Below are 26119 nucleotides of genomic sequence, written 5' to 3' on the forward strand. Positions count from 1 at the left end.
TTGTATTATATTGTCGAAATTTGGCGCAGTCAATCACATATTTTTCTACTTTAAATGATAGAAGCGAAAAAGCGTTGGCGTATCATAGAATAGTAATTTTTAGTAATATGATATTCAAGTTTATGCACGGCGAACCGATAGAAAAAATAGATTCGCCCATATTTTGACTTGAGGTTATAAAGGAGATGCTGACCATGTTTCAATATGAAGAATTGAATAAACAGTTTATTGGCGGTAAATGGCAGGAGGGCAGCAGCCCAAATGTATTGGAAAACAAAAATCCTTATACCCAAAAAACATTCACATCCTTCAAAAAAGCGACTGCTGATGATGTAGATGAAGCGTATAGGGCGGCGGCGCTGGCGAAGAAAAAATGGGATGCGGTCAATCCGTTCGAGAAAAGAACCATTTTAGAAAAAGCCGTTACGTATATTGAAGAGAATGAAGAAGCCATCATTTATTTGATTATGGAGGAGCTTGGCGGAACAAGGCTCAAAGCGGCCTTTGAAATCGGGCTTGTCAAAAACATCATAAAAGAAGCGGCAACGTTCCCTGTCCGCATGGAAGGAAAAATTCTTCCGTCAACAATAGACGGCAAGGAAAACAGATTATATCGTGTGCCGGCAGGTGTTGTCGGTGTCATCAGTCCATTTAACTTCCCATTCTTTTTATCTATGAAATCAGTGGCGCCCGCGCTCGGAGCCGGCAATGGCGTCGTGTTGAAGCCGCATGAAGAAACGCCGATCTGCGGCGGTACGCTGATTGCGAAAATTTTTGAGAATGCGGGAATTCCAGAGGGGCTGCTGAATGTCGTTGTCACTGATATTGCGGAAATCGGAGACAGCTTTGTCGAACACCCGGTGCCGCGCATCATCTCATTTACAGGTTCCACAAAAGTGGGCAGCTACATCGGCCAGCTTGCGATGAAGCACTTTAAAAAGCCGCTTCTTGAACTCGGCGGCAACAGCGCATTTATCGTGCTTGAGGATGCAGATATAGAATATGCGGTTGACGCGGCGGTGTTCAGCCGATTTACACACCAAGGGCAGATTTGTATGTCAGCCAACCGTGTGCTCGTTCATTCTTCTATTTATGACAAGTTCCTTGAGCTGTATCAGGCAAAAGTGGAAACGCTGAAGGTCGGTGACCCGATGGACCCAGATACGATTATCGGGCCATTAATCAACAGCAGACAGACGGACGGTCTGATGAAATCTGTAGAGCAAGCGATTGAAGAAGGCGCTGTTCCAGTGAAGCTTGGCGGATTTAACGGAACGATCGTAGAACCGACGATTTTAAAAGATGTAAAACCGTTCATGAGCATTGCCAAGGAAGAGCTGTTCGGGCCTGTCGTCTCCTTTATGAAATTTGATTCAGAAGACGAAGCTGTGGACATTGCGAACGAAACCCCGTTTGGCTTGAGCGGTGCCGTACATACGTCAAATCTTGAGCGCGGCGTGGCTTTTGCGAAGCGCATTGAAACAGGTATGATTCACGTCAATGACACGACCATCAATGATGAACCGAATGTGGCCTTCGGCGGTGAAAAGCAATCCGGCCTCGGCCGTTTGAACGGTGAATGGAGCCTCGAAGAATTTACGACACTGAAATGGATTTCGGTCCAGCACGAGAAACGCAGCTTCCCTTATTAATCAAAAGGAGTGAATGGAATTGAGCATAAGAACCGAAAAAGAAACCGCAGACCTTCTTGACGCGTTTATCAAAGTAGCCCCATATTTAAACAGTTTGGTACAGGATGATATTACAATCGGCATTTACGATACGGAAAAACTGCTCGTGAATATACCGGCCAAAACCTTTTCTCTGAACGTAAAAGCCGGCGATCCGCTGCAAAAAGGTGACATTATCACAGACGCCATCCGCAGCAATCAGAAGAAGGCGAGCATGGTTCCGAAAGAATTGTTCGGCTTCCCATTGATCGCGCGTGCCATCCCGCTCCACGACGAGAATGGAAAAGTGATAGGGGGCGTCGGCCTCGGAACGAGCCTTGAGGAGTCGTCAAAGCTTCATGATGTGGCGGAAAGCTTATCAGCTGTCGTTGAACAAACGGCTGCTGCCATTTCAGATATTTCTGAATCAATCAACGGATTTTCATCTCAAATGACAGGCATTTCTTCTCAGGCGAAAAAGGTAAGTGAAAGCGCCGGTGAAATCGCTGATATTTCAGTAACCGTGAAAGGCATTTCTGACCAAAGCAACCTGCTCGGTTTGAACGCCGCGATCGAAGCGGCGAGAGCAGGGGAGTCAGGAAAAGGCTTCTCTGTCGTGGCAGATGAGATCAGAAAGCTAGCGACGCATTCGAAAGAAAATGTCGGCCAGATTGACCAGATCACGAAAAAAATCCACAGCCTGCTGAAAGGGCTGGAGGAATCGATTGAGTCGATTAATCAGCATACAGACGGACAAGCCGCTGCTGTTGAACAAATCTCAGCCACGATGCAGGAGATTTCAGGAAGCGCGCAGCATCTCGCAAAAATGGCAGAAAAAGCGCTTGAGGAAGAATAAGAGACCGGGGACAAATGTCCCCGGTTTCAGCGTGTCGGCAAACCTTCGCATTCGTTCTCAGACCTGCGCGTCGGTGTTCACGAATAAGGACATTCGCTCCGATGCTCGCCCTTCCTAGAATTCAAGGGTTTTCAATCACGCTGAAAAGAGGACAAAAACCTAAAACGTTTTAGGCTTTTGTCAACAATCTGTGACCGGGGACAAATGTCCCCGGTCTTTTTCTATCCTGCATTTCCATGAAATATGTCTGACGTTTTACTAGTTTTATTCAGACGGCTGATTTAAAATGTACACATGAACTTACGTGAGGATTGATAGGAACCATGAGCATACTAAAAGCGGAAAATGTATATAAAACATACGGAGATAAAACATTATTTGACCATATCTCCTTTCATATTGAAGAGAATGAGAGAATCGGATTAATCGGGCCGAACGGAACAGGAAAATCCACGCTGCTGAAAGTGATTGCAGGCTTGGAATCTATCGAAGAGGGAGACATCACCAAATCCGGCAGCGTACACGTCGAATTTCTTCATCAAGACCCTGAGCTGCCTGCGGGGCAAACTGTGCTGGAGCATATCTACTCCGGTGAATCAGCTGTAATGAAAACCTTGCGTGAATATGAAAAAGCGCTGTATGAACTGGGGGAAGATCCCGAAAATGAACAGCGCCAGAAACATCTGCTGGCAGCGCAGGCGAAAATGGACGCGAACAACGCGTGGGATGCGAACACACTGGCGAAAACCGTTTTGTCTAAGCTCGGTGTTAACGACGTAACAAAACCGGTCAACGAGCTCTCAGGCGGTCAGAAAAAACGGGTGGCGATTGCGAAAAACTTAATCCAGCCCGCTGATTTGCTCATTTTAGACGAGCCGACGAACCACTTGGATAATGAAACTATTGAGTGGCTTGAAGGGTATTTAAGTCAATATCCCGGCTCTGTGATGCTGGTGACGCACGATCGGTATTTCTTAAACCGTGTCACGAACCGTATTTATGAGCTTGAACGAGGCAGCCTCTACACATACAAAGGCAACTATGAAGTGTTTCTAGAAAAACGCGCGGAACGTGAAGCGCAGGCTGAGCAAAAGGAAACGAAGCGGCAAAACCTGCTGCGCCGCGAACTGGCTTGGCTCAGACGGGGAGCGAAAGCCCGCTCCACAAAGCAAAAGGCGAGAATTGACCGAGTGGAGACGCTTAAGGAGCAGAAAGGCCCTCAGTCATCGGGTTCACTCGACTTTGCGATTGGCTCTCACCGTCTTGGCAAACAGGTCATTGAAGCGGACAATATCATGATCGCTTATGACGGCCGCATGCTTGTCGACCGCTTTGATGAATTGGTCATACCGGGTGAACGGATCGGGATCATCGGACCGAACGGCATCGGAAAAACAACGCTTTTAAACACGCTTGCCGGCCGTCATGCGCCAGACGGCGGCCATATTACGATTGGACAGACTGTCAGAATCGGCTACTATACTCAGGATCATAGTGAAATGAATGGCGAGCTAAAGGTCATTGACTATATAAAAGAAACGGCGGAGATCGTCAAAACAGTTGATGGCGATATCATTACAGCTGAACAAATGCTGGAGCGCTTCCTCTTCCCGCGCTCGATGCAGCAAACGTACATCCGCAAGCTGTCCGGCGGGGAAAAACGCCGTTTATACTTGCTGCAGGTTCTCATGCAGGAGCCGAATGTCCTATTTCTCGATGAGCCGACGAACGATTTGGATACTGAAACATTAAGCGTCTTGGAAGATTATATTGACCAGTTCCCCGGCGTCGTCATCACCGTATCCCATGACCGTTATTTCCTTGACCGTGTCGTCGACCGTTTGATTGTGTTTGAAGGAAACGGTGTTATTTCCCGCTTCCAAGGCTCCTACAGCGACTATATGGAGGAGTCAAAATCGAAAAAAATCGCTGCTAAACCGGCTGCTGAAGACAAGCCGGCCGAAGCTGAGCCGAAGAAAAAACGGAAAAAGCTTTCCTACAAAGATCAGCTTGAATGGGATGGCATTGAAGATAAAATCGCCCAGCTGGAAGAAAAGCATGATCAGCTTGAAGCTGACATCGCCGCAGCAGGCAGTGATTTCGGAAAAATCCAAGAGCTGATGGCTGAACAGGCGAAAACTGCGGAGGAGCTTGAGGACGCGATGGACCGCTGGACAGAATTGTCCCTCATGATAGAAGAGCTGGATAGCTGAAAAAGCGCAGCCCGCAGAAGGCCTTGTTTTTTCACATAATGTACAAAAACGAGGCACCCTGCTTATGATAGGATGGAATCGTGTGTCAGCGTCACATGGAAAACTATTGGAGATGATGAAGTATGACATGGGTGATCGTGATGTTAATCCTCATGAGTTTGGTGAAAATTTTATTAACCTGTCTTCCAACAGGCGTCATAGAATGGCTGCTCAGCAAATTTGCGGTGCACGCCAAGCTGAATGACGAACATGCTGTTCTTTCACTAGATGGAAAACGTCTCGAGGGTGAAGAAAAGCAGAAAGTGATTGACCAATTTAACGAAGCTGTCTTTCTGGAGAAATATTATATTTATCCAGGTGACGAAGAGCGTTATTTGCATCCGGAAAATGGCGGTACGCCGCTGGTGATAGATACGAAAAAAGGCAAACATGATGTCAAGCTGTTTGTGTATCGCTACGACGACCATATCGACGTCGTGAAACAGTACAAGAAGAAAGTGATTGCGTATCAGTTGCTTTCTGAAAGCCTTCAAAAAGAGTCTCTGTCAGTGACAGGAAGTTTAGCTTAAATAGGAAAGTGAAAGACGGGTGCTTGATGCTGCCCGTTTTTTTTATGGCTTTTCAAAACTTAACGTTTACGTTAAGGTTCAAAAGGTGTATAATGGTAACAGAAACGGCGAAGGGGGATTTACCTTGGAATGGATGAAGATTGATCAAGTAGCCAAAAGAAGCGGGCTGACAAAGCGGACCATACGGTTTTATGAAGAAATCGGCCTGATTCCGGCGCCGAAACGGACGGATGGCGGCGTAAGACTTTATTCAGAGGATGATATGGAGGAGCTTGAGAAAGTCATCAATACAAAAGAGGTACTTGGTTTTTCCCTTCAGGAGCTTCAGCATTTCATGGAAACCAGCCGCCAGCTAGAGTTAAACAAAGAGGGGTATTTGTTGTCACTGGATCCAAAGGAACGGAAAGAAAAACTAGAGGAAATTCAGGAAACCCTGAATCACCAGCTGGATTTGATTGACGAGAAAATCCGCACATTCCAAAGCTTTAAAAAACGTCTGCAAGACATGAACGATAAAGCGGAACGTGCCATTCAATCAATCGAATGAAAAATTTGTTAAACGCTATTTTAGTAGCGTTTCTTTTAATGGAATAAAGATGGAGGTCAGGTCAAATGGATAAGACAAAACAAGTGAATCAGAAAACAGGCTTGCTCAGCCAACCGAAAGCTGTATGGGCTGTCGCGTTTGCCTGTGTGATTTCCTTTATGGGAATCGGGCTGGTCGATCCAATTCTTCCGGCAATCGCCGCACAATTACATGCTTCACCTAGTGAAGTATCACTCTTGTTTACAAGTTATTTGCTTGTAACCGGATTTATGATGTTTTTCTCAGGAGCCATTTCCAGCCGCATCGGAGCGAAATGGACGTTAATTCTCGGACTTATTTTTATTATTGTATTTGCAGGGCTTGGCGGCAGTTCAGGCTCCATTGCTCAGCTAGTCGGCTATCGCGGCGGCTGGGGATTAGGGAATGCTTTGTTTATTTCTACAGCGCTTGCGGTTATCGTCGGCGTGTCAGTCGGGGGAAGTGCAAAAGCGATTATTTTGTATGAGGCTGCGCTCGGTCTTGGGATTTCTGTCGGACCGCTTGCAGGCGGAGAGCTTGGAAGCATTTCATGGCGCGCACCGTTTTTCGGAGTATCTGTCCTGATGTTTATTGCGTTAATCGCAATTTCTTTGATGCTGCCAAAATTACCGAAACCGGCGAAACGCGTCGGTGTGTTTGATGCGATGAAGGCGCTCAAATATAAAGGCCTTTTAACGATGGCGGTATCGGCATTCTTATACAACTTTGGATTTTTTATTTTGCTTGCTTATTCTCCGTTCGTTCTGGATTTAGATGAACATGGTCTTGGATATGTCTTCTTTGGCTGGGGCCTTTTGCTGGCGGTTACGTCAGTCTTTACCGCCCCGCTCGTGCATAAAGCGCTGGGTACAGTGCGTTCGCTCGTCGTACTTTTTATCGCTTTTGCGGTCATTCTCATCGTCATGGGGGTTTGGACAGACCATCAGACTTTGATTATTACATGTATCGTTATCGCTGGTGCTGTCCTCGGTATGGTGAATACGATCATGACAACCGCTGTGATGGGTTCTGCGCCGGTTGAACGTTCAATCGCGTCTTCAGCCTACAGCTCAGTCCGCTTCATCGGCGGCGCACTCGCTCCGTGGATTGCGGGAATGCTGTCAGAACACTTCACCGCAAGCACACCATATACAGTCGGCGGTATCGTTGTTTTTGTCGGCATGCTTGTCCTTCTCATGGGACGTAAACACCTTGCTGGGATTAAGGCGGGTCATTAAAAAGGAATAAAAAGGTTTTAAACGACCTGAGTCCTATATGTACATGATGGGCTCAGGTCGTTTAATTTCTATTGGAATCACGATATTAAAGTATCTTTTACACGTCTGTAACTATTGCTCCCTTTCAGTTTCCGGGGGCATCGTTCAGGATATTTTTAATCCTGGCCTTCCAATGTTTTCTCCGAAGGCATTCCAATCTTTCCACCACTTATAAAAGCCGCCTCTTGAGACTTTCATAACCTCGCATATTCCCCAGCGGCCGTCTCTTGTATTATGAATAGTTGATGTCATTAATTTATATTATAGTATTAAAACAGGAAGGAAAAGAGAAAAAATGACTCAATTTTATTATCTAGCTGCAAAAAAACCATTAAAAACAGGTTTTTTTGGTCATACAAAAGCTACAACTAATAAAGGTCATCCAGTAAGGACAGGGCCTGAGGCAGCTGGTATTTATGTTGAAGAAATTGGAAATTTTTCTAATAATCTCACTTTACCTTATCAAGTACAAATTCATGAATATTTAGGCACTTTTGCAATGGACAAACCAGTACCTACAGAGTTAGATTTAAAATGTTTAGAAACGCTCTATCAATACATACACAGCGTCATGAAAAACAGCTTTTCAGTTGAGTGGTTCACCGCTTGGGCTGATGAGGAGGACTTTGAGTTGTCTGCCAAAAGAGAGCTGACACTTGATGAATTCACATCGCCATTGCAGCTCATTTTAAAAGACAGAGAGATTTTGAGAATCGTTCAGAAAAAATGGCAGTAAAAAATCCGCCCTTCAGCAGGCGGATTTTTTTATGAATTAAAGCACCTTCGTCGTCCAAGACTCGCAGTTCCACGTTTCTGTCGCGATATCCATATAAAACTCTGGCTCATGGGAAATCAGCAGAATCGAGCCTTTATATTCTTGGAGGGCGCGCTTGAGTTCTTCTTTCGCGTCGACATCCAAGTGGTTTGTCGGCTCATCGAGCACAAGCAGGTTTGTTTCCGAGTTAAGCAGCTTGCACAATCTGACTTTCGCTTTTTCGCCTCCGCTTAATACGGAGACGCGGCTTTCGATATGTTTTGTCGTCAGTCCGCATTTGGCCAATGCGGCACGGATTTCATACTGGGTATAAGAAGGGAATTCGCTCCATACCTCTTCGATACACGTATTGTTATTTGTCTCTTTGACCTCTTGCTCGAAATAGCCGGTATAGATGTGCTCGCCGCGTTCAACCGAACCTTCGAGCGGCTGGATTTCGCCAAGCAGACTTTTCAGCAATGTCGTTTTTCCGATTCCGTTCGCGCCGTAAAGAGCAATTTTTTGGCCTCGCTCCATGCGGAGATTGAGCGGACGTGACAGCGGGGAATCGTAACCGATCACGAGATCCTTCGTTTCGAAAATCAGCTTGCCTGACGTTCTCGCCGGCTTGAAATGGAATTCTGGCTTTGGCTTTTCTGCCGCAAGCTCAATCATATCCATCTTATCGAGTTTCTTTTGGCGGGACATTGCCATGTTTCTCGTGCTGACACGCGCTTTGTTGCGGGCAACGAAATCCTTCAGCTCAGCGACTTCCTGCTGCTGCTTTTTGTACGCGGCTTCAAGCTGCTGTTTCTTCACTTCGTAGACTTCCATAAACTGATGGTAGTCGCCGACATAGCGTGTCAGCTTTTGATTTTCAACGTGATAAATCAGGTTGATGACGCTGTTTAAGAACGGAATATCGTGGGAAATCAGGATAAACGCGTTCTCGTATTCCTGCAGGTAGCGTTTCAGCCATTCGATATGCTGCTCATCAAGGTAGTTGGTCGGCTCATCGAGAAGCAGAATTTCCGGCTTTTCAAGGAGAAGCTTAGCGAGAAGAACCTTGGTGCGCTGTCCGCCGCTCAAATCAGTGACATCACGCTCTAAACCGATATCACTCAAACCGAGGCCGCGGGCGATTTCTTCCACCTTGGAATCAATGATATAAAAATCATTGTTCGTCAGCGCGTCTTGAATGACGCCGACTTCTTCAAGCAGCTTCTCGAGCTCATCGGGATCTGCTTCACCCATTTTGTTGTAAATTTCGTTCATTTCCTCTTCCATCGCAAATAAATAATGGAACGCGTCTTTCAGGACGTCACGAATGGATTTTCCTTTTTCCAGCACGGTATGCTGATCCAAATAACCGACACGAACATTTTTTGACCACTCAACTTTCCCCTCATCAGGTTCAAGCTTTCCGGTAATAATATTCATGAAGGTCGATTTTCCTTCACCGTTTGCGCCGATCAGCCCGACGTGTTCGCCTTTTAGCAGGCGGAAGGAGACGTTATTAAAAATGGCACGGTCACCGAAGCCGTGGCTTAAATCCTTTACAGATAAAATACTCATATTTACACCTCTATCGTTTATCAAACACGCACAATCGGCGTGTAATATTCACCCTTTTGATTATAAAGGAGGAATCAGAATGTTGAAAGGTATAGGAAAGAAAAAGAAAAATTGCGTTCCGGGCGAGGTTTTGAGATACTATGGAATAGATTTCAGGAATTGAGGAGAACGAAAATGACGCAAACTTGGCCATTTTTACATAATGCACAATCATTTATACAAGAGAATTGGAATGCTTCCGGCTTTCAAAAGCCAACTCCTGTACAGGAGCAGGCAGCCCGCCTGATCATGGACGGAAAGGATGTCATTGCAGAATCGCCGACAGGAACAGGGAAGACGCTGGCGTATGCGCTTCCGGTTTTGGAACGGATCAAGCCTGATCAGAAGCATCCGCAGGCAGTCATTTTAGCGCCTTCGCGTGAGCTGGTGATGCAGATTTTTCAGGTGATTCAGGATTGGAAAGCGGGATCAGAGCTGCGCGCGGCTTCCTTAATCGGCGGGGCGAATGTGAAAAAGCAGCTCGAAAAACTGAAAAAACACCCGCATATCATTGTCGGCACGCCGGGCAGGGTGTTTGAACTGATTAAAGCAAAGAAACTCAAAATGCATGAAGTGAAAACAATCGTACTTGATGAAGCGGATCAGCTGATTCTGCCGGAGCATCGTGAAACGATTAAACAAATCATTAAAACGACATTAAGAGACCGGCAGCTTCTATGTTTTTCTGCCACGCTCAAAAAGGAAACAGAGGATGTGCTCCGCGAACTCGCGCAAGAGCCTGAGGTGTTGAAGGTGCAGCGAAGCAAGACGGAGGCCGGGAAAGTGAAGCATCAATATCTGATTTGCGAGCAGCGCGATAAAGTGAAGCTGCTGCAAAAGCTATCGAGACTTCAAGGCATGCAGGCACTCGTATTTGTGAGAGACATCGGCAACCTGAGTGTATATGCGGAAAAGCTTGCATATCACCACGTTGATCTCGGTGTTCTGCATAGTGAAGCGAAAAAGATGGAGCGGGCGAAAATCATTGCCGCATTCGAAGACGGAGAATTCCCGCTCTTATTGGCAACTGATATTGCCGCACGCGGCTTGGATATTGAAAATCTGCCGTACGTGATTCATGCCGATATTCCTGACGAAGATGGCTATGTTCACAGATCAGGCCGAACAGGCCGGGCCGGAAAAGAAGGCAGCGTGCTGAGCCTTGTTACGAAACTGGAAGAATCAAAGCTGAAAAAAATGGCGAAGAAGCTTGGCGTGGAGCTGAGTGAAGCTGTTTATACAGGCGGAAAACTGAAGACAAAATAAAAAGGAGGGCGGAAAGCCCTCTTTTTTTTGTTGTAAAATAATAGAAAAGACGATACGAGGGAGTGAGGAAATGGCTTCAATAGACAGATTTCAAATCATGAAGGAGTCTGAGCTGGAAATCCTTAAACACTGGTTTGAGAATGAGGATACCAGGCGGAGAATGGATGCGATGCTGCCATTAAAGGCGTGGTATGAACGAGTGAGTGAAGATGAAGACGATACGATCCTCATGGCGTATGATGGACAGCTGACGGCGGGCATGGCCGTTATTGAGTTTGGAGAGAAGCAGACGTATATTGGATTGATTGTCAATCCTCTGTATCGGCTTCAAGGGTACGGAAAACAGATATTAAAAAAACTGCTGAACGAACCTGAATTTTCTCGTGTGCGGGAATGGACTGCAAGCATCGAAGAAGACAATCAAATCAGTTTGGCTTGCTTTCAAGCAGTTGGCTTTAAACTGGAAGAAACGGAACCTGATGACGATGGGTATTTTACTTTGACTCTCCGCTGCTGACCTCGAATAAACACAACAAGGAGGGCGAAAAACCCTCCTTGTTTTCATCAGTATATTAACTCGGATCAGTGACTTTGATCAGCTGTTTCCCTTTATTTTCACCTTTAAATAAGCCTAAAAACGCGTCAGGAATGTTTTCGAAGCCTTCTGTGATCGTTTCCTCGTAATGGAGCTTTCCATCTCTCAGCCATTCAGCCAGCTGTTTTGCCCCCTCAGAAAAACGATCAGAGTAGTCGCTTACGATAAACCCTTGCATCAGCGCCTTCGTTTTAATCAGCTTTGATTGGACACGAGGGCCCATGTCGTCTGCTTCGCTTTCCGCATTGTAGGAAGAAATCGCGCCGCACACCGGAATGCGGGCGAATTCATTGAGCAGGTTCATGACCGCATCTGAAATCGGCCCGCCGACATTGTCGAAATACACATCGATACCGTCAGGACAAGCGTCCTCAAGCGCTTTTTGGATATCATCAGCTGTTTTGTAGTTGATGGCTTCGTCAAATTGCAGCTTCTGTTTCAAATACGCGATTTTTTCATCAGATCCCGCGATGCCGACGACTCGCGCGCCTTTGATTTTGGCAATCTGCCCGACCGTTGAACCGACGGCTCCGGCAGCTCCGGAGACAACCACAGTTTCTCCTTCCTTCGGGCGCCCGATATCCAGCAGTCCGAAATATGCCGTCAAGCCGGTCATGCCCAGAATGCCGAGATAGGCTGAAGCGGGAGCGAGGCTTGTATCTATTTTCCGCAAGGCAGACTCGCTCACAGCGGAAAATTCCTGCCAGGCGAGGTTTCCGATGACGATATCGCCTTTTTTCAGATGATCGCCGCCTGACAAGACCTCAGCGATGACTCCGCCAGAGAGCGCTTCATCCAAGGTGAACGGTTCAACATATGACTTTGTATCCTGCATACGGCCGCGCATGTAAGGATCAACCGATACATAAAGCGTTTTGACAAGCACTTCCCCTTGCTTCGGCTCGGGGACCGGAATGGTTTCAAAGCGGAAGTCTTCATGAACGGGAACGCCTTCCGGCCGCCTTGCTAATTGAATTTGCTGCTGAGATGCTGTCATTTTCATCCTCCTATCGCTTGATTGACACCACTGTAACATGGATAGGGGAAGAAATACAAAGCATACAAAAAAGGAGAGGGGGGTTCCTCTCCTTTTCATTTCGCCCGTAATTTCGGGCACAGTCCCGTCGGCAGGCACATGGGCTTTTGGTCGATCGGGCTTCTCATAATGCAGCATTCCAAGCCGAAGACTTCACGGAAAAATGGCTGGGTAAACACATCTTCCGGTGTTCCGGCATTGTATATTTTTCCGTCCAGCACACTAATCAGATAGTCAGCATATTGAGCGGCCTGGTTTAAATCGTGGAGCACCATGACAATGGTGCGGCCATGATCGCGGTTCAGCTTTTTCAGCAGCTCAAGCACTTCAATCTGGTGTGAGATGTCTAAATACGTGGTCGGTTCATCAAGCAAAAGCAAATCAGTGCCTTGAGCAAGCGCCATGGAAATCCATGCTCGTTGTCTTTGGCCGCCTGACAGGGCATCCAGCGTCCGATCCTTCAGCTCAATCATGCCTGTTGCTTCCAGCGCCCATCCCACCATGTCATGATCCTTTTGGGTATGCTTGGATAACAGCTTTTTGTGAGGATGTCTGCCGAAATAGCATAATTCCTCTACCGTCAATCCTTCAGGCGCCTGAGGAGATTGAGGAAGAATGGCCAGCTTTTTTGCGACTTCTTTTGACGGCTGGCGGTGTATATCTTTTCCTTCTAATAGCACTGTTCCGCTTTTTGGAGCCATCAGCCTGGCGAGTGATTTGAGGATTGTTGATTTCCCGCAGCCATTGGCGCCGATGAGCGCAGTGATTTTTCCTTCTTCTATCTGTAAGTCTACTCCGTCAATAATCACTGTGCTGTCATATGAAAGAGTGAGCTGGTCTGCAGCCAGTTTTCCCATGGTATCCTCTCCCTACTGTTTCCTCGCTTCGAATTTCAATAAATATAAGAAATAAGGCGCGCCGATCACGGCTGTCAATATTCCGGCCGGTATTTCAACCGGAGGCATGAGGCCGCGCCCTAACGTATCTGCAATTAATAATATAATAGCACCAATCAATGCTGAAGCAGGAAGTAAATATTTAGCTTTTTCTCCAGTAAGCCGTCTGGCGATATGCGGAGCAAGCAAGCCGATAAAACCGATTGAGCCGACGACGGCTACACAGCTTCCCGCCAGCGCAACCGCGGTGAAAATCAGGATGAATCTCAGCCGGTTTGCGTTTTCGCCAAGACCCTGCGTCAGCTCATCGCCAAGAGACATCAGATCCAGCTTCGGTATGAGAATGCAGACAATCGGAAAAAGAATCAAAAGCCATGGTACAAGCAGTTTGACCTCTTCCCAGTTTCTTCCCCAGAGGCTGCCTGTCAGCCAAATGAGCGCTGCATTCACGTCACCCGGAAACTTCACCATCATATATTGCATCCCGGCGTGGCAGACCGCGCCTAAGGCGATGCCTGATAAAGCCAGTGAAGAGGGCTGAATGCTCTTTTTTCGGGCTATCATTAATAATAGTACAGCAATAATGGCTGCTCCGGCAAATGCGGAGAACGGAAGCACGTACACCGGTGATTCAGGAAAGATCAGAATCACTGCCATCGCCGCAAGTCCTGATCCTTTAGAAATGCCGACAACGTCCGGGGAAGCGAGCGGATTTCGGATCACACCCTGTAAAATCGCTCCGGCCGCGGCAAGCCCGGCACCGGCCAAAATCGCTAATAGTATTCGGGGAAGACGGTATTGCTGGATGATGAATTCAAAGGAATGATCCAATCCAAGCAAATTCGTGACCACCGCATCCGGTGAAATGTATAATGCGCCGAAGCCGATGCTGATGACGGACAGAACGATCAGAATCACGGCCAATATGAGTATCGCCAGCAAGGGGCGTTTTTGTTTACTGGTTGTTTTCTTCATTTCAGATTTCGCCCTTTCCTTGCCAAATATAAGAAGAACGGTGTTCCGATAATCGCGGTGACGATGCCGACCGGTGATTCATAAGGAAATGCAATCCATCTGGCCAAAACATCTGCGTATACCAGCAAAATGGCACCGAACAGCGCCGAAAACGGGAGGACGTATTGATAATGTTCACCGATCAGCTTGCGGACAATATGCGGAACGAGCAGCCCGACAAAGCCGATCGGTCCCGCGACGGCTACGGAAGCGCCGGAAAGAATTAAGATGATAAAACTGATCAGAATCCGGATGCCGCTCATATTTTGCCCAAGCCCTTTTGCTGTTTCATCTCCGAGACCGAGAACAGAAACAGAACCGGAAAACACGAGAGCCAGTCCGATGCCGATGACAGAAAACGGGGCGATGGTCATGACATCCTGCCAGTTGCTTCCGTCTATCGCGCCTGTCATCCAATAAAGTACATCCTCACCAGACTCATTTAAAATAATGATGGCCTGAGTCATAGAGGAAAGGAACAAATGCACCGCCATTCCCGACAGCGCAAGCTTAACAGGCGTCATTCCGCCGGATGAGGCGATCATATACACAATCGCGCCGCCTGCCGCCGCACCCGCAAACGCGAATACAACGGAGGAATAGGGAGATTGCGGCAAAATGACGAGAGAAGCAACGACAAAAAGCGATGCGCCTGCATTCACACCGAAAATTTGGGGCGAAGCGAGAGGGTTTCTCGTCATGGCCTGCATCAGCGCCCCTGCTACGGCCAGGCTGGCACCGACGAAAACGCCGATTAATGTGCGGGGAAGGCGAAGAGTAGAGATGATGAGCTGTTCCTTTGAACCGTCCCATACAAAAAGATATTTCAATGAATCTATGATGCCGATGTCTGAGGCTCCCACTGAAAGATTCAGCCCAAGCCCGAATATAAAAATAATCAATGCGATGATGAACATCATCAGTCTTGATGATGAGCGCCGTTTGGCTGAATGATACAACAGTCTCACTTCCTTACTGCGTCTGGTTGCAAAAACGAAGAAGCAAGGATTTCCCCCTCGCTTCTCATTTGTCCTACTTATTATACACTTTTTTCAGCACGTCTTTGGCGCTTGTTTCACTAGACTTGATGCCTCTGAATCTTGTCCAAGTGTCACGGTCCGCATCATAGACTTGTCCGTTTTTCACCGCTTTTAGATTGTTCCAAAGCGGGTTCGTTTTCCACTCGTCTACAATGGTCTTGCCTTCGTTGGCTGAGATGAACAAGATATCAGGATCGATTTTGCTCAATTGCTCGAGGCTGACTTCTTGATAGGCCTTATCAGACTTCACAGCGTGTGTAAAACCGAGCATGTTAAAGATTTCTCCGTCATAGGATGATGACGTGTGAAGCTGGAACGAATCAGCTCTTGCAACCCCGAGAACAATGCTGCGGTTTTCATCTTTCGGAAGCTCCGCTTTTAGGCCGTTGATGACTTTGTTGTGCTCGGCAAGCTTTTCTTTTCCTTCATCTTCTTTATTTAATGCTTTAGCAATGGTTGTAAAGCTGTCGATCGTTTCGTCATATGTCGCTTCCCGGCTTTTTAATTCAATCGTCGGGGCGATTTGTTTCAGCTGTTTATAAATGTTTTTATGGCGTTCAGAATCAGCGATGATTAAATCAGGCTTCAAGGAGCTGATCACCTCAAGATTCGGTTCGCTGCGTGTACCGACAGATGTATAATCAATGGAGCTGCCGACAAGCTTTTTAATCATATCTTTTTTGTTGTCATCGGCGATGCCCACTGGCGTAATGCCAAGGTTATGAACAGCATCCAAGAATGAAAGCTCAAGGACAACCACCCGTTTAGGTGTGCCGCTCACTGGCGTTTTTCCTTCTTCATGCTGGATCACTCTTGAATCCTTAGACTTGCTTTCGCCGCTTCCGCTGTTATTTTTGCTGGATGAACAGCCGGATACAATGAAGCAGGCAATCAATAAAACACTTATGATGGCAATCAACTTGTTAGAATAGGTGCGCATGTCATTCTTCCTTTTTTAGATTTAGTAATGAGAATCATTATCACATGTAAACACTATAATAGCATGGCTTATCGTGTCAATATTTTTTTAGTAAAGAAAGCTGCAATTTCACTGCTTTTTCATAAAAGCTTCATCAGGCACAAATAAATGGTATACTGCATTGCCGTGTCTCTGGGACAAAAACGCATTGGCGTTGGCTTTAGAGGTTTTAAGCATATCAGCGTTGACATATGGGAGGAGAGCGCCGAGATAGCCGGACAATTTCTTTTCTATTTCTTCTGCGAGTGCGAATTCAATATCACCGATATTCATGATAATGGAGAAAACAAAGTCGATATCAATTTGAAAATGTTCCTCGGCAAAGACTGCAAGCTCGTGAATTCCGGGTGAACCGCCGGATCGCTGATGGAAAATCTGTTTGACTAAATCACTTACAACCCACGCATTGTATTGCTGTTCTGGTGAAAAGTATTGCATTAGACATACCTCCTGCTCGTACAGATAAAGACAGCCATTCATGATCGTTTGCTCCGGGCAGCAGTTTCTCTACTGTTTTGACTTTTCTGAAAATATTTGCTTTCCTATTACTTTACCATGAGCGTAAAATAAATGGCTACTACCATTCTTCCTGTTTTCCTCTTCAATGTTCTGAAATCTGTTTTATCAATATGCGATCGGGTATAAAACAAATATAGAAAACATGAAGGAGGAATATCGGAATGAAACCAGTTGTAAAAGAGTATACAAACGATGAACAGCTCATGAAGGATGTAGAAGAATTACAGCAAATGGGTGTTGCGAAAGAGGATGTATACGTCTTATCTCACGACGATGACAGAACGGAACGGCTGGCAGACAACACAAACGCCAACACGATCGGAGCCAAAGAAACAGGTCTCAAGCACGCGGTAGGAAATATGTTTAATAAAAAAGGCGACGAGCTTCGAAATAAAATTCATGAAATCGGTTTTTCTGAAGATGAAGCCGCTCAATTTGAGAAACGTTTAGATGAAGGGAAAGTGCTTCTCTTTGTGACAGATAATGAAAAAGTGAAATCCTGGGCATAATGCAGGGACTAACCCAAAAGGCAAACTCCGGCCTTTTGGGTTTTTTTGCGGTCTTTGCGGCGGATGTTTTGCACAATGCCGCAATAAGATAGCGGTACATTTTCGGTTCTCGATGTCCCTCAATTTGCTATTATATTTTCGTGAGAAATTGGAATAAAATCTCACGAAATAGAAAATGGGGGTTCATAGTGAATGAAAAAAGTGATGTTAGCCACGGCGCTGTTTTTAGGGTTGACTCCGGCTGGGGCGAATGCAACTGATTTAGGCCATCAGGCATTAGGGTCAAATAATGGCTGGGGCGCGTATTCAACCGGCACGACAGGCGGATCTAAAGCATCGTCCTCGAACGTGTATACCGTCAGCAACAGAAACCAGCTTGTCTCGGCATTAGGCAAGAACACCAACACAACGCCAAAAATTATTTATATCAAGGGAACAATTGACATGAACGTGGATGACGATCTGAAGCCGCTCGGCCTAAATGACTATAAAGATCCAGAGTACGAGTTGGACAAATATTTGAAAGCCTATGATCCTGGCACATGGGGCAAAAAAGAGCCTTCGGGAGCACAAGAAGAGGCGAGAGAGCGCTCTCAGAAAAATCAAAAAGCACGTGTGGTGCTCGACATTCCTGCGAATACGACGATTGTCGGTTCGGGAACAAATGCCAAAATCGCGGGCGGAAACTTCCAGATCAAGAGTGATAATGTCATTATCCGCAATCTTGAGTTCCAGGACGCCTATGATTATTTTCCGCAGTGGGACCCGACTGACGGCAGCTCAGGAAACTGGAACTCGCAATACGACAACATCACGATAAACGGCGGCACGCACATATGGATTGACCATTGTACATTTAATGACGGCTCCCGTCCGGACAGCACATCACCAAAGTATTTCGGCAGAAAATATCAGCATCATGACGGGCAAACAGATGCTTCTAACGGCGCGAACTATATCACGATGTCTTACAACGATTATCACGATCATGATAAAAGCTCCATTTTCGGATCAAGCGACAGCAAAACATCCGATGACGGCAAATTAAAAATCACGCTTCACCATAACCGTTACAAAAATATCGTCCAGCGCGCACCGAGAGTCCGCTTCGGACAGGTGCACGTATACAATAACTATTATGAAGGCAGCACAAGCTCCTCAGACTATGCCTTCAGCTATGCGTGGGGAATCGGAAAGTCCTCTAAAATCTATGCCCAAAACAATGTCATTGACGTGCCGGGACTGTCAGCTGCTAAAACGATCAGCGTGTTCAGCGGGGGAACGGCTTTATATGATTCCGGCACATTGCTGAACGGCGCGGAGATCAACGCATCGGCTGCAAACGGACTGAGTTCTTCTGTCGGCTGGACGCCGTCTCTGCACGGAACAATCGATGCTTCCGCGAATGTGAAATCGAATGTTATAGCTCAAGCGGGGGCGGGTAAACTAAATTAAGAAAATGAAAAACACAAAGGGCTGCTCACCTTTGTGTTTTTTAATTAATTAAAATGTTTATTAACTTAGTTAAGTAGTAGAATGGGAAAGGGGATCGGAAAACAAGTATATAGGAGGAGACCTATTTATGGCTTCAGAAAAAGACGCAGGAAAACAGTCAGCAGTAAAGCTTGTTCCATTGCTTATTACTGTCGCTGTGGGACTAATCATTTGGTTTATTCCTGCTCCGTCCGGACTTGAACCTAAAGCTTGGCATTTGTTTGCGATCTTTGTCGCGACAATTATCGGCTTTATCTCCAAGCCCTTGCCAATGGGTGCAATTGCCATTTTTGCATTGGCGGTTACTGCACTAACTGGAACACTATCAATTGAGGATACATTAAGCGGATTCGGGAATAAGACCATCTGGCTTATCGTCATCGCATTCTTTATTTCCCGGGGATTTATCAAAACCGGGCTTGGTGCGAGAATTTCGTATGTATTCGTTCAGAAATTCGGGAAAAAAACCCTTGGACTATCTTATTCACTGCTGTTCAGTGATTTAATACTTTCACCTGCCATTCCAAGTAACACGGCGCGTGCAGGAGGCATTATCTTTCCTATTATCAGATCATTATCCGAAACATTCGGATCAAGTCCGGCAAATGGAACAGAGAGAAAAATCGGCGCATTCTTATTAAAAACCGGTTTTCAGGGGAATCTGATCACATCTGCTATGTTCTTAACGGCGATGGCGGCGAACCCGCTGATTGCCAAGCTGGCCCATGATGTCGCAGGGGTGGACTTAACATGGACAAGCTGGGCGATTGCCGCGATTGTACCGGGACTTGTAAGTTTAATCATCACACCGCTTGTGATTTACAAGCTGTACCCGCCGGAAATCAAAGAAACACCGGATGCGGCGAAAATCGCAACAGAAAAACTGAAAGAAATGGGACCGTTCAAGAAATCAGAGCTTTCCATGGTTATCGTTTTTCTTTTGGTGCTTGCGCTTTGGATTTTTGGCGGCAGCTTCAACATCGATGCGACCACAACCGCATTGATCGGTTTGGCCGTTCTTTTATTATCACAGGTTCTGACTTGGGATGATATCAAAAAAGAACAGGGCGCTTGGGATACGCTCACTTGGTTTGCGGCGCTTGTCATGCTGGCCAACTTCTTGAATGAGCTGGGCATGGTGTCTTGGTTCAGTAATGCCATGAAATCATCCGTATCAGGATTCTCTTGGATTTTAGCATTCTTCATTTTAATTGTTGTGTATTTCTATTCACACTACTTCTTTGCAAGTGCGACAGCCCATATCAGCGCGATGTATTCAGCGTTTTTGGCTGTCATCGTGGCAGCGGGCGCACCGCCGCTTCTCGCAGCGCTCAGCCTCGCCTTCTTCAGCAACTTGTTCGGGTCAACGACTCACTATGGTGCTGGAGCGGCTCCGGTTTTCTTCGGAGCAGGCTACGTTCCGCAAAGCAAATGGTGGTCCATCGGATTTATTCTCTCGATCGTCCATATTGTCGTATGGCTTGTGATCGGCGGATTATGGTGGAAAGTACTGGGAATATGGTAGAAAGAAAAAGGCAGACCGCGGTCTGCCTTTTTTATTTTCCCCTGTTTAAGAAATAGATTTTGAAAAATGAGAAAATGACCCGCGGAAAATGGTATGATCTAGGTAGAAAGGACGGCTGGTGCTGTGGTGAAAAAGCGGTTCCATTTTTCCCTGCAAACAAAAATAATGGGGCTGATTGCGGCTCTGCTGGTTTTTGTCATTGGTGTGCTGACCATTACGTTAGCTGTTCAGCATACACAGGAAGAACGAAGGCAGGCTGAGCAGCTTGCGGTTCAGACAGCGAGAACCATTTCCTATATGCCGCCGGCTAAAGGCGGACACGAGGCTGAGGCGCAAGAGGTCATTGAACAGATGAAAGAACAGACTGGCGCTTATGCCATTTATATTTTGGACGAAAAAGGAGACATTCAGAGCACTACGGGTAAAAGTGCCCAAATGAAGCTGGAGCGCAGCAGAGAAATGTTGTTTGGCGGCTCGCATGTTTCTGAAACAAAAGCGGATGAACGGCTGGTGATTAGAGGGAGCGCGCCGATTATGAAAGAGCAGAAGGGATACAGCCAGGTGATTGGCAGCGTATCCGTTGATTTTCTGCAGACGGAGACAGAGCAAAGCATTAAAAAACATCTAAGAAATTTGAGCGTGATTGCTGTTCTTGTGCTGCTCCTCGGATTTGCCGGTGCCGCCGCGCTGGCGAAAAGCATCAGGAAGGATACGCTTGGCCTTGAGCCGCATGAGATTGCGTCTCTTTATCGGGAGAGGAATGCAATGCTTTTCGCAATTCGAGAAGGGGTTATTGCTACCAACCGTGAAGGCGTCGTCACGATGATGAACGTGTCGGCGGCTGAGATGCTGAAGCTTCCCGAGCCTGTGATCCATCTTCCTATTGAAGACGTCATGCCGGGCGCCGGGCTTAAAAGTGTGCTTGAACAAGGAGACATGCAGCCAAACCAGGAAGTAAGTGTCAACGATCTAGTATTTATTATCAATACGAAAGTGATGACGCAAGGCGGGCAGACGTATGGGATTGTCGTCAGTTTCCGGGAGAAAACAGAGCTGAAAAAGCTGATCGACAAACTGACAGAGGTACGCAAATATTCAGAGGATCTCAGAGCGCAGACCCATGAATTTTCAAATAAGCTTTACGCGATCTTAGGGCTGCTTGAGCTTGGCGAGTATGAGGAAGCCATTGATCTGATTAAAGAAGAATATGCGATACAAAATGAACAGCATGATCTCTTATTCCATAACATCCATTCACAGCAGGTGCAGGCCATTTTGTTAGGGAAAATAAGCAAGGCATCGGAAAAGAAGGTCAAGCTGTCTATCGATGAGAACAGCTCGCTTGCGCCTCTTCCTGCACATATCGGCTTGTCCCATCTCATTACCATTATCGGCAACTTAATTGATAACGCTTTCGAAGCTGTAGCTGATCAAAGTGTGAAGGAGGCAGTGGTTTTCATCACGGATATGGGGCATGACATTGTCATCGAAGTGTCGGACACAGGTCCGGGTGTTCCGCCTGATAAAATCGAAGCTGTGTTTCAAAGAGGCTATTCTTCAAAGGGGATGAAGAGAGGCTACGGTCTGGCCAATGTTAAGGATTCAGTGCATGAACTGGGCGGCTGGATCGAACTGGCGAATCAAAAAAACGGCGGTGCGGTATTCACTGTATTTATACCGAAGGAGAAACAAAGGGGGAATCCATTTGATTCACATCGCGATTGCGGAGGATGATTTTCGGGTTGCGCAAATCCATGAGAGATTAATTGAACAGCTTGATGGATTCAAGATTATCGGCAAGGCGGCAAACGGCAAAGAAACAATGGCGCTTTTGGAGGAACAAAAGGCAGACTTGCTTCTGCTGGATATTTATATGCCGGACGAGCTGGGGACATCAATGATTCCTGAGATACGAAGCCGTTTTCCCGAAGTGGATATTATGATCATCACAGCGGCAACAGAAACCCGTCACTTACAAGAAGCGCTCCGGGCAGGGATAGCCCACTATTTGATCAAACCCGTAACGGCTGATAAGTTCAGGCAGGTGCTGCTCCAGTATAAAGAAAAAAGGAGGCTGCTTTTATCTCAGCCAGAGGTCAGCCAATCCATGATCGATCATATTTTTGGGAACGGTGTGAAGGCATCTTTGCCGGTTGAGGATTTGCCGACAGGCATTAATTCGATTACACTGCGGAACATTAAGGAAGTGCTTCTGAATGCGTCAGAAGGAATGACAGCGGAAGAGCTTGGGGAAAAAATGGGGGCGTCACGAACGACTGCCCGCCGCTATGCCGAGTACCTTGTGTCAAAGGAAGAAGCAAGAGCCGAACTTGAATACGGGATTATCGGCAGGCCGGAGAGAAAATATTATTTGGCGGCGGATGAGATATGAATAGAAGTATACTTCTATTCATTGCGCTATTACTCTTTATGCAGGGTGATATCCGGCAGGCGGCTGCGCCGCGCCTGCCGGACGGGCCGATTGAAATTGTTGTCCCCGCCGAGCCTTCTGGCGGCTGGGATGTCACAGCACAGGCGATCCAATCCGTTCTGCGGCAGAAGCAGATCGTGAAGGGCGATGTTCATATCGTCTATAAACCCGGCGGCGGGGGAGAGAAAGGCTGGAAATATGTCAATGATAGCAGTAAACGGATCATCAGCATGACATCCAGTTTAATCCTGAGCAACGACATTCTCAGACAAAGCAAATTAAAAATGAGCGATTTTACGCCGCTTGCCATTCTCTCCAAGGAATGGCAGGCGGTTGCCTTGCCAAAAGGATCGTCGTTAACAAACGGCAAGGATTTACTGGATGAGATTAAGATGAATCCAGGCAAGGTGAAAATCGGCTTTGCACCGGGGTTTGGCAATGATGATCAGCTTTCGTTCGTCAGCGCGGCGGATATGTACGGCATTGATCCTTTTACTATTCAATTTTTGCAGTATGACAGCAGTGAACAGCTCATTCAGGCGCTGATCAGACATGAGATAGAAGCAGCTTCAATGACCGTGTCTGAAGCGAAAACATATGAGCGGCGCGGCGATCTCACGTTAGCTGCTGTAACGTCTGATAAAAGACTTCCCGGTTTTCCGGATGTACCGACGTGGAAGGAGCAGGGGATCCCGTTTGTGTTTTCTCATTGGAGAGGGGTTTTGGGCCCGAAAAATATGTCTGAAGAAGAGATTTCATACTGGGACCAAGCTCTAAAGAAGGTCACATCCTCACCCGAGTGGAAGCGGAAAATAAACGATCAGGACGGGGAAAGCTTTTATTTGAACAGCAGGGAAACGAAACGGTTTCTTGAACAGCAAACAACTTTTTATCAAAGCATTATGACAGGAAATTAAGATTCCGGAATATCCGGGATCTATTTGTCGTGATCTAAATTGATCAAAAAGAACAAAACGGTTTTAAAAAATTAAAAATACAAAAAAACCAAATTATTTACTTGCGGTTGGTTTTCCCATACGATGGCAAAAAGGTAAGATAAAAAGGGAGTAAGGGAGAAAAAAATGTAAGCGGATTCATTTGAGGGGGAATGGGTGTGTTAGCAATTTGGGGCTTTCTTATGATGCTTGTATTTATGGCATTGATCATGACAAAACGGCTTTCTGTTTTAACAGCATTGGTTTTGACGCCGATTGTGTTTGCGCTGATCGCCGGATTTGGATTTACTGAAGTCGGGGACATGATGATTTCGGGGATTCAGCAAGTCGCGCCGACTGCGGTCATGATTATGTTTGCGATCTTATATTTTGGAATGATGATTGATACAGGCCTGTTTGACCCTGTGGTTGGCAAAATCTTAAGCCTGGTCAAAGGCGACCCGTTGAAAATTGTTGTTGGGACAGCGGTTCTTACGATGCTCGTCGCCTTGGACGGAGACGGTTCGACAACGTATATGATTACGACAAGCGCGATGCTTCCGCTCTATTTGATGCTTGGCATCCGGCCGATTATCCTGGCGGGAATCGCGGGAGTCGGCATGGGGATCATGAACACGATTCCGTGGGGAGGCGCGACGCCGCGGGCGGCGAGCGCGCTGGGGGTTGATCCGGCTGAGCTTACAGGGCCGATGATCCCTGTCATCGCAAGCGGGATGCTTTGTATGGCTGCGGTTGCGTACGTGCTTGGAAAAGCGGAGCGAAAGCGCCTTGGCGTGATTGAATTAAAACAGCCGGCTAATGCCGATGAACCGGCGGCTGCAATTGAAGATGAATGGAAGCGTCCGAAGCTTTGGTGGTTCAATTTATTGTTAACGCTTTCTTTGGTGGGATGTTTAGTATCGGGTAAAATCAGTTTAACCGTACTGTTTGTCATTGCGTTCTGTATTGCGCTGATTGTGAACTATCCAAATCTTGAGCATCAAAGACAGCGAATCTCGGCGCATTCCAGCAACGTTCTGGCCATCGGCTCCATGATTTTTGCGGCGGGGGTTTTTACGGGGATTTTGACAGGCACCAAAATGGTTGATGAAATGGCGATTTCGCTTGTGTCGATGATTCCTGAACAAATGGGCGGACTGATCCCGGCGATTGTGGCCTTAACAAGCGGTATTTTTACATTCCTAATGCCGAATGACGCGTATTTCTACGGGGTGCTGCCGATTTTATCAGAAACAGCTGTCGCATACGGTGTGGATAAAGTGGAAATTGCCAGAGCTTCTATTATCGGCCAGCCAATTCATATGCTGAGTCCGCTTGTCCCATCCACGCATTTGCTTGTCGGGCTTGTTGGAGTTTCTATTGACGACCATCAAAAATTCGCATTGAAGTGGGCGGTTCTCGCGGTGATCGTCATGACGGCTATCGCTCTATTGATCGGTGCGATTTCTATTTCCGTATGATAATTCAGGACTAATGACACAAACTAACGGTATACAACAATTCGGAGGTGTCATTATGAGTGATCCTTATATGCCGCTGACTTCTGTCAGAAGCGGCACGGGGTTCGAAGCGGCAAAAGGGGTATACGGGTTGACCGTGCAAATTGCGAATGTCTATTTTATTCAGCTGCCCTCTGAATCCCGTTCATTTGTATTAATTGATGCCGGCATGCCTCAATCAGCCGGCATGATTGTCAATGAAGCCCAACAAAGATTCGGCGACGATTTTCAGCTGAAGGCGATGATCCTCACACATGGGCACTTTGACCACATCGGGGCGATAGAAGAAATCCTTGAGCATTGGGATGTTCCTGTCTATGTCCACTCCAGGGAAATGCCTTATGTCACAGGAAAAGACGATTATCCTCCGGCTCGTCCTGACAGCAAAAGCGGGCTGGTCGCCAAGCTGTCGCCGCTGTTTCCCCGGCACTCCATCGATATTTCCTCACATGTGCAGGCGCTGCCGGAAGACGGCTCCGTTCCGTTTCTTGACGAGTGGATGTGGATTGCGACCCCGGGACACACGCCCGGCCATATTTCATTATTCCGCGAGGACGGACGCGTGCTTGTGGCAGGGGATGCTGTCATTACAGTGGAACAAGAGAAAATGGCAGACGTCTTGATTCAAAAACAAGAGCTTCACGGGCCGCCGGCTTATTTCACGCCTGACACAGAGACGGCTGCCGAATCTATTCAGAAGCTTGCCGGCCTTGAACCGGAAGCGCTGCTGACGGGGCACGGCATACCGATGACCGGCAAAAACTTTCGAAGCGACTTAACTGAATTGGCAAATCGCTTATCGTCTCTTTGACACCTGCACATGTGCGGGTGTTTTTTTATTG

Annotated in this window: 23 protein-coding genes and 1 pseudogene; 17 read left to right on the forward strand and 7 right to left on the reverse strand. The window is 46.8% G+C overall.

The window, feature by feature from the left end; translation table 11 throughout:
• Positions 1 to 194: 194 nt before the first annotated feature.
• The 7 genes and pseudogenes from yfmT to G4P54_RS03925 all read left to right on the forward strand — a co-directional run bounded on the left by yfmT (position 195) and on the right by G4P54_RS03925 (position 7803).
• Positions 195 to 1652 (forward strand): benzaldehyde dehydrogenase, encoded by a 1458-nt coding sequence (gene yfmT / locus G4P54_RS03895; protein ID WP_167871831.1) that lies wholly within the window; start codon positions 195 to 197, stop codon positions 1650 to 1652.
• Between the two features lie 469 nt (positions 1653 to 2121).
• Positions 2122 to 2526 carry a methyl-accepting chemotaxis protein gene (locus G4P54_RS21605; RefSeq protein WP_373683402.1) on the forward strand — a complete coding sequence of 135 codons (405 nt, stop codon included), beginning with the start codon at positions 2122 to 2124 and terminating at the stop codon, positions 2524 to 2526.
• A gap of 323 nt (positions 2527 to 2849) precedes the next feature.
• Positions 2850 to 4739 carry an ABC-F family ATP-binding cassette domain-containing protein gene (locus tag G4P54_RS03905; protein ID WP_167871833.1) on the forward strand — a complete coding sequence of 630 codons (1890 nt, stop codon included), beginning with the start codon at positions 2850 to 2852 and terminating at the stop codon, positions 4737 to 4739.
• A gap of 122 nt (positions 4740 to 4861) precedes the next feature.
• Positions 4862 to 5308 (forward strand): YfmQ family protein, encoded by a 447-nt coding sequence (locus tag G4P54_RS03910; RefSeq protein ID WP_024715782.1) that lies wholly within the window; start codon positions 4862 to 4864, stop codon positions 5306 to 5308.
• 124 nt (positions 5309 to 5432) lie between these two features.
• Positions 5433 to 5855, forward strand: a complete 423-nt coding sequence (locus G4P54_RS03915; RefSeq protein ID WP_162102991.1) for a MerR family transcriptional regulator — start codon at positions 5433 to 5435, stop codon at positions 5853 to 5855.
• Between the two features lie 65 nt (positions 5856 to 5920).
• Positions 5921 to 7111, forward strand: a complete 1191-nt coding sequence (locus G4P54_RS03920) for an MFS transporter (RefSeq protein WP_167871834.1) — start codon at positions 5921 to 5923, stop codon at positions 7109 to 7111.
• 538 nt (positions 7112 to 7649) lie between these two features.
• Positions 7650 to 7803, forward strand: a pseudogene (locus tag G4P54_RS03925) (hypothetical protein).
• Between the two features lie 119 nt (positions 7804 to 7922).
• On the opposite strand, the gene G4P54_RS03930 reads toward G4P54_RS03925, so the two are convergent.
• Positions 7923 to 9479: an ABC-F family ATP-binding cassette domain-containing protein gene (locus G4P54_RS03930; RefSeq protein ID WP_167871835.1), complete on the reverse strand. Its 1557-nt coding sequence runs from the start codon at positions 9477 to 9479 to the stop codon at positions 7923 to 7925.
• A gap of 174 nt (positions 9480 to 9653) precedes the next feature.
• Between G4P54_RS03930 and G4P54_RS03935 the strand changes: the two genes are divergently transcribed.
• Both G4P54_RS03935 and G4P54_RS03940 read left to right on the forward strand, forming a co-directional pair.
• The gene (locus G4P54_RS03935; protein ID WP_167871836.1) at positions 9654 to 10784 is read left to right on the forward strand and encodes a DEAD/DEAH box helicase; all 1131 of its coding nucleotides are present in this window, start codon (positions 9654 to 9656) and stop codon (positions 10782 to 10784) included.
• Positions 10785 to 10854: 70 nt separating this feature from the next.
• On the forward strand, positions 10855 to 11301 hold the full coding sequence (locus G4P54_RS03940; protein ID WP_167871837.1) for a GNAT family N-acetyltransferase: 447 nt from the start codon (positions 10855 to 10857) through the stop codon (positions 11299 to 11301).
• Positions 11302 to 11356: 55 nt separating this feature from the next.
• Here G4P54_RS03940 and G4P54_RS03945 read toward each other — a convergent pair whose 3' ends face one another.
• The 6 genes from G4P54_RS03945 to G4P54_RS03970 form a co-directional block, all read right to left on the reverse strand.
• Positions 11357 to 12376, reverse strand: coding sequence for an NADP-dependent oxidoreductase (locus G4P54_RS03945; protein WP_167871838.1), 1020 nt, complete (start codon positions 12374 to 12376; stop codon positions 11357 to 11359).
• 95 nt (positions 12377 to 12471) lie between these two features.
• Positions 12472 to 13272 (reverse strand): Fe(3+)-citrate ABC transporter ATP-binding protein YfmF, encoded by an 801-nt coding sequence (yfmF, locus tag G4P54_RS03950; RefSeq protein WP_024715775.1) that lies wholly within the window; start codon positions 13270 to 13272, stop codon positions 12472 to 12474.
• Between the two features lie 12 nt (positions 13273 to 13284).
• The gene (yfmE, locus tag G4P54_RS03955) at positions 13285 to 14286 is read right to left on the reverse strand and encodes a Fe(3+)-citrate ABC transporter permease YfmE (protein WP_024715774.1); all 1002 of its coding nucleotides are present in this window, start codon (positions 14284 to 14286) and stop codon (positions 13285 to 13287) included.
• Positions 14283 to 15284 carry a Fe(3+) dicitrate ABC transporter permease FecD gene (gene fecD, locus G4P54_RS03960; RefSeq protein WP_167871839.1) on the reverse strand — a complete coding sequence of 334 codons (1002 nt, stop codon included), beginning with the start codon at positions 15282 to 15284 and terminating at the stop codon, positions 14283 to 14285. Before fecD ends, yfmE begins: the two co-directional genes overlap by 4 nt.
• 73 nt (positions 15285 to 15357) lie before the next feature.
• A complete protein-coding gene (gene yfmC, locus G4P54_RS03965; protein WP_167871840.1) occupies positions 15358 to 16305 on the reverse strand; it encodes a Fe(3+)-citrate ABC transporter substrate-binding protein YfmC in 948 nt (315 codons plus the stop codon).
• A 108-nt stretch (positions 16306 to 16413) separates the two neighbouring features.
• Entirely contained in the window at positions 16414 to 16782 is a 369-nt protein-coding gene (locus G4P54_RS03970; protein ID WP_024715771.1) for a DUF3212 family protein, read from the reverse strand.
• Positions 16783 to 17024: 242 nt separating this feature from the next.
• Here G4P54_RS03970 and G4P54_RS03975 point away from each other — a divergent pair, with 242 nt between their 5' ends.
• The 8 genes from G4P54_RS03975 to G4P54_RS04010 all read left to right on the forward strand — a co-directional run bounded on the left by G4P54_RS03975 (position 17025) and on the right by G4P54_RS04010 (position 26088).
• Positions 17025 to 17372 carry a YflT domain-containing protein gene (locus tag G4P54_RS03975; RefSeq protein ID WP_167871841.1) on the forward strand — a complete coding sequence of 116 codons (348 nt, stop codon included), beginning with the start codon at positions 17025 to 17027 and terminating at the stop codon, positions 17370 to 17372.
• Positions 17373 to 17564: 192 nt separating this feature from the next.
• The gene (locus G4P54_RS03980; RefSeq protein WP_167871842.1) at positions 17565 to 18827 is read left to right on the forward strand and encodes a pectate lyase; all 1263 of its coding nucleotides are present in this window, start codon (positions 17565 to 17567) and stop codon (positions 18825 to 18827) included.
• A gap of 127 nt (positions 18828 to 18954) precedes the next feature.
• Positions 18955 to 20391, forward strand: coding sequence for an anion permease (locus G4P54_RS03985; protein WP_024715768.1), 1437 nt, complete (start codon positions 18955 to 18957; stop codon positions 20389 to 20391).
• A 123-nt stretch (positions 20392 to 20514) separates the two neighbouring features.
• Entirely contained in the window at positions 20515 to 22125 is a 1611-nt protein-coding gene (gene yflR / locus G4P54_RS03990) for a two-component sensor histidine kinase CitS (RefSeq protein WP_167871843.1), read from the forward strand.
• The gene (gene citT / locus G4P54_RS03995; RefSeq protein WP_167871844.1) at positions 22097 to 22783 is read left to right on the forward strand and encodes a two-component response regulator CitT; all 687 of its coding nucleotides are present in this window, start codon (positions 22097 to 22099) and stop codon (positions 22781 to 22783) included. The genes yflR and citT overlap by 29 nt, the downstream gene beginning before the upstream one ends.
• Positions 22780 to 23739 (forward strand): tripartite tricarboxylate transporter substrate binding protein, encoded by a 960-nt coding sequence (locus G4P54_RS04000; RefSeq protein WP_167871845.1) that lies wholly within the window; start codon positions 22780 to 22782, stop codon positions 23737 to 23739. Before citT ends, G4P54_RS04000 begins: the two co-directional genes overlap by 4 nt.
• Before the next feature lie 197 nt (positions 23740 to 23936).
• The gene (gene citM, locus G4P54_RS04005; RefSeq protein WP_167871846.1) at positions 23937 to 25238 is read left to right on the forward strand and encodes an Mg(2+)/citrate complex secondary transporter CitM; all 1302 of its coding nucleotides are present in this window, start codon (positions 23937 to 23939) and stop codon (positions 25236 to 25238) included.
• Positions 25239 to 25293: 55 nt separating this feature from the next.
• Entirely contained in the window at positions 25294 to 26088 is a 795-nt protein-coding gene (locus tag G4P54_RS04010; RefSeq protein ID WP_167871847.1) for an MBL fold metallo-hydrolase, read from the forward strand.
• Positions 26089 to 26119 lie beyond the last annotated feature (31 nt).

Source organism: Bacillus tequilensis (assembly GCF_012225885.1).
GTDB lineage: Bacteria > Bacillota > Bacilli > Bacillales > Bacillaceae > Bacillus > Bacillus tequilensis.

Bases quoted from the DNA above. Each gene is read 5' to 3' on its own strand.
- G4P54_RS03935 (WP_167871836.1), top strand. From the start codon at position 9,654: ATGACGCAAACTTGGCCATTTTTACATAATGCACAATCATTTATACAA.
- G4P54_RS03970 (WP_024715771.1), bottom strand. From the start codon at position 16,782: ATGCAATACTTTTCACCAGAACAGCAATACAATGCGTGGGTTGTAAGT.
- yfmC (WP_167871840.1), bottom strand. From the start codon at position 16,305: ATGCGCACCTATTCTAACAAGTTGATTGCCATCATAAGTGTTTTATTG.
- yfmE (WP_024715774.1), bottom strand. From the start codon at position 14,286: ATGAAGAAAACAACCAGTAAACAAAAACGCCCCTTGCTGGCGATACTC.
- G4P54_RS04010 (WP_167871847.1), top strand. From the start codon at position 25,294: ATGAGTGATCCTTATATGCCGCTGACTTCTGTCAGAAGCGGCACGGGG.
- G4P54_RS03940 (WP_167871837.1), top strand. From the start codon at position 10,855: ATGGCTTCAATAGACAGATTTCAAATCATGAAGGAGTCTGAGCTGGAA.
- G4P54_RS03980 (WP_167871842.1), top strand. From the start codon at position 17,565: ATGAAAAAAGTGATGTTAGCCACGGCGCTGTTTTTAGGGTTGACTCCG.
- G4P54_RS03930 (WP_167871835.1), bottom strand. From the start codon at position 9,479: ATGAGTATTTTATCTGTAAAGGATTTAAGCCACGGCTTCGGTGACCGT.
- G4P54_RS03985 (WP_024715768.1), top strand. From the start codon at position 18,955: ATGGCTTCAGAAAAAGACGCAGGAAAACAGTCAGCAGTAAAGCTTGTT.
- G4P54_RS03945 (WP_167871838.1), bottom strand. From the start codon at position 12,376: ATGACAGCATCTCAGCAGCAAATTCAATTAGCAAGGCGGCCGGAAGGC.
- yfmT (WP_167871831.1), top strand. From the start codon at position 195: ATGTTTCAATATGAAGAATTGAATAAACAGTTTATTGGCGGTAAATGG.
- G4P54_RS03920 (WP_167871834.1), top strand. From the start codon at position 5,921: ATGGATAAGACAAAACAAGTGAATCAGAAAACAGGCTTGCTCAGCCAA.
- G4P54_RS04000 (WP_167871845.1), top strand. From the start codon at position 22,780: ATGAATAGAAGTATACTTCTATTCATTGCGCTATTACTCTTTATGCAG.
- G4P54_RS21605 (WP_373683402.1), top strand. From the start codon at position 2,122: ATGACAGGCATTTCTTCTCAGGCGAAAAAGGTAAGTGAAAGCGCCGGT.
- G4P54_RS03910 (WP_024715782.1), top strand. From the start codon at position 4,862: ATGACATGGGTGATCGTGATGTTAATCCTCATGAGTTTGGTGAAAATT.
- yfmF (WP_024715775.1), bottom strand. From the start codon at position 13,272: ATGGGAAAACTGGCTGCAGACCAGCTCACTCTTTCATATGACAGCACA.
- G4P54_RS03975 (WP_167871841.1), top strand. From the start codon at position 17,025: ATGAAACCAGTTGTAAAAGAGTATACAAACGATGAACAGCTCATGAAG.
- G4P54_RS03905 (WP_167871833.1), top strand. From the start codon at position 2,850: ATGAGCATACTAAAAGCGGAAAATGTATATAAAACATACGGAGATAAA.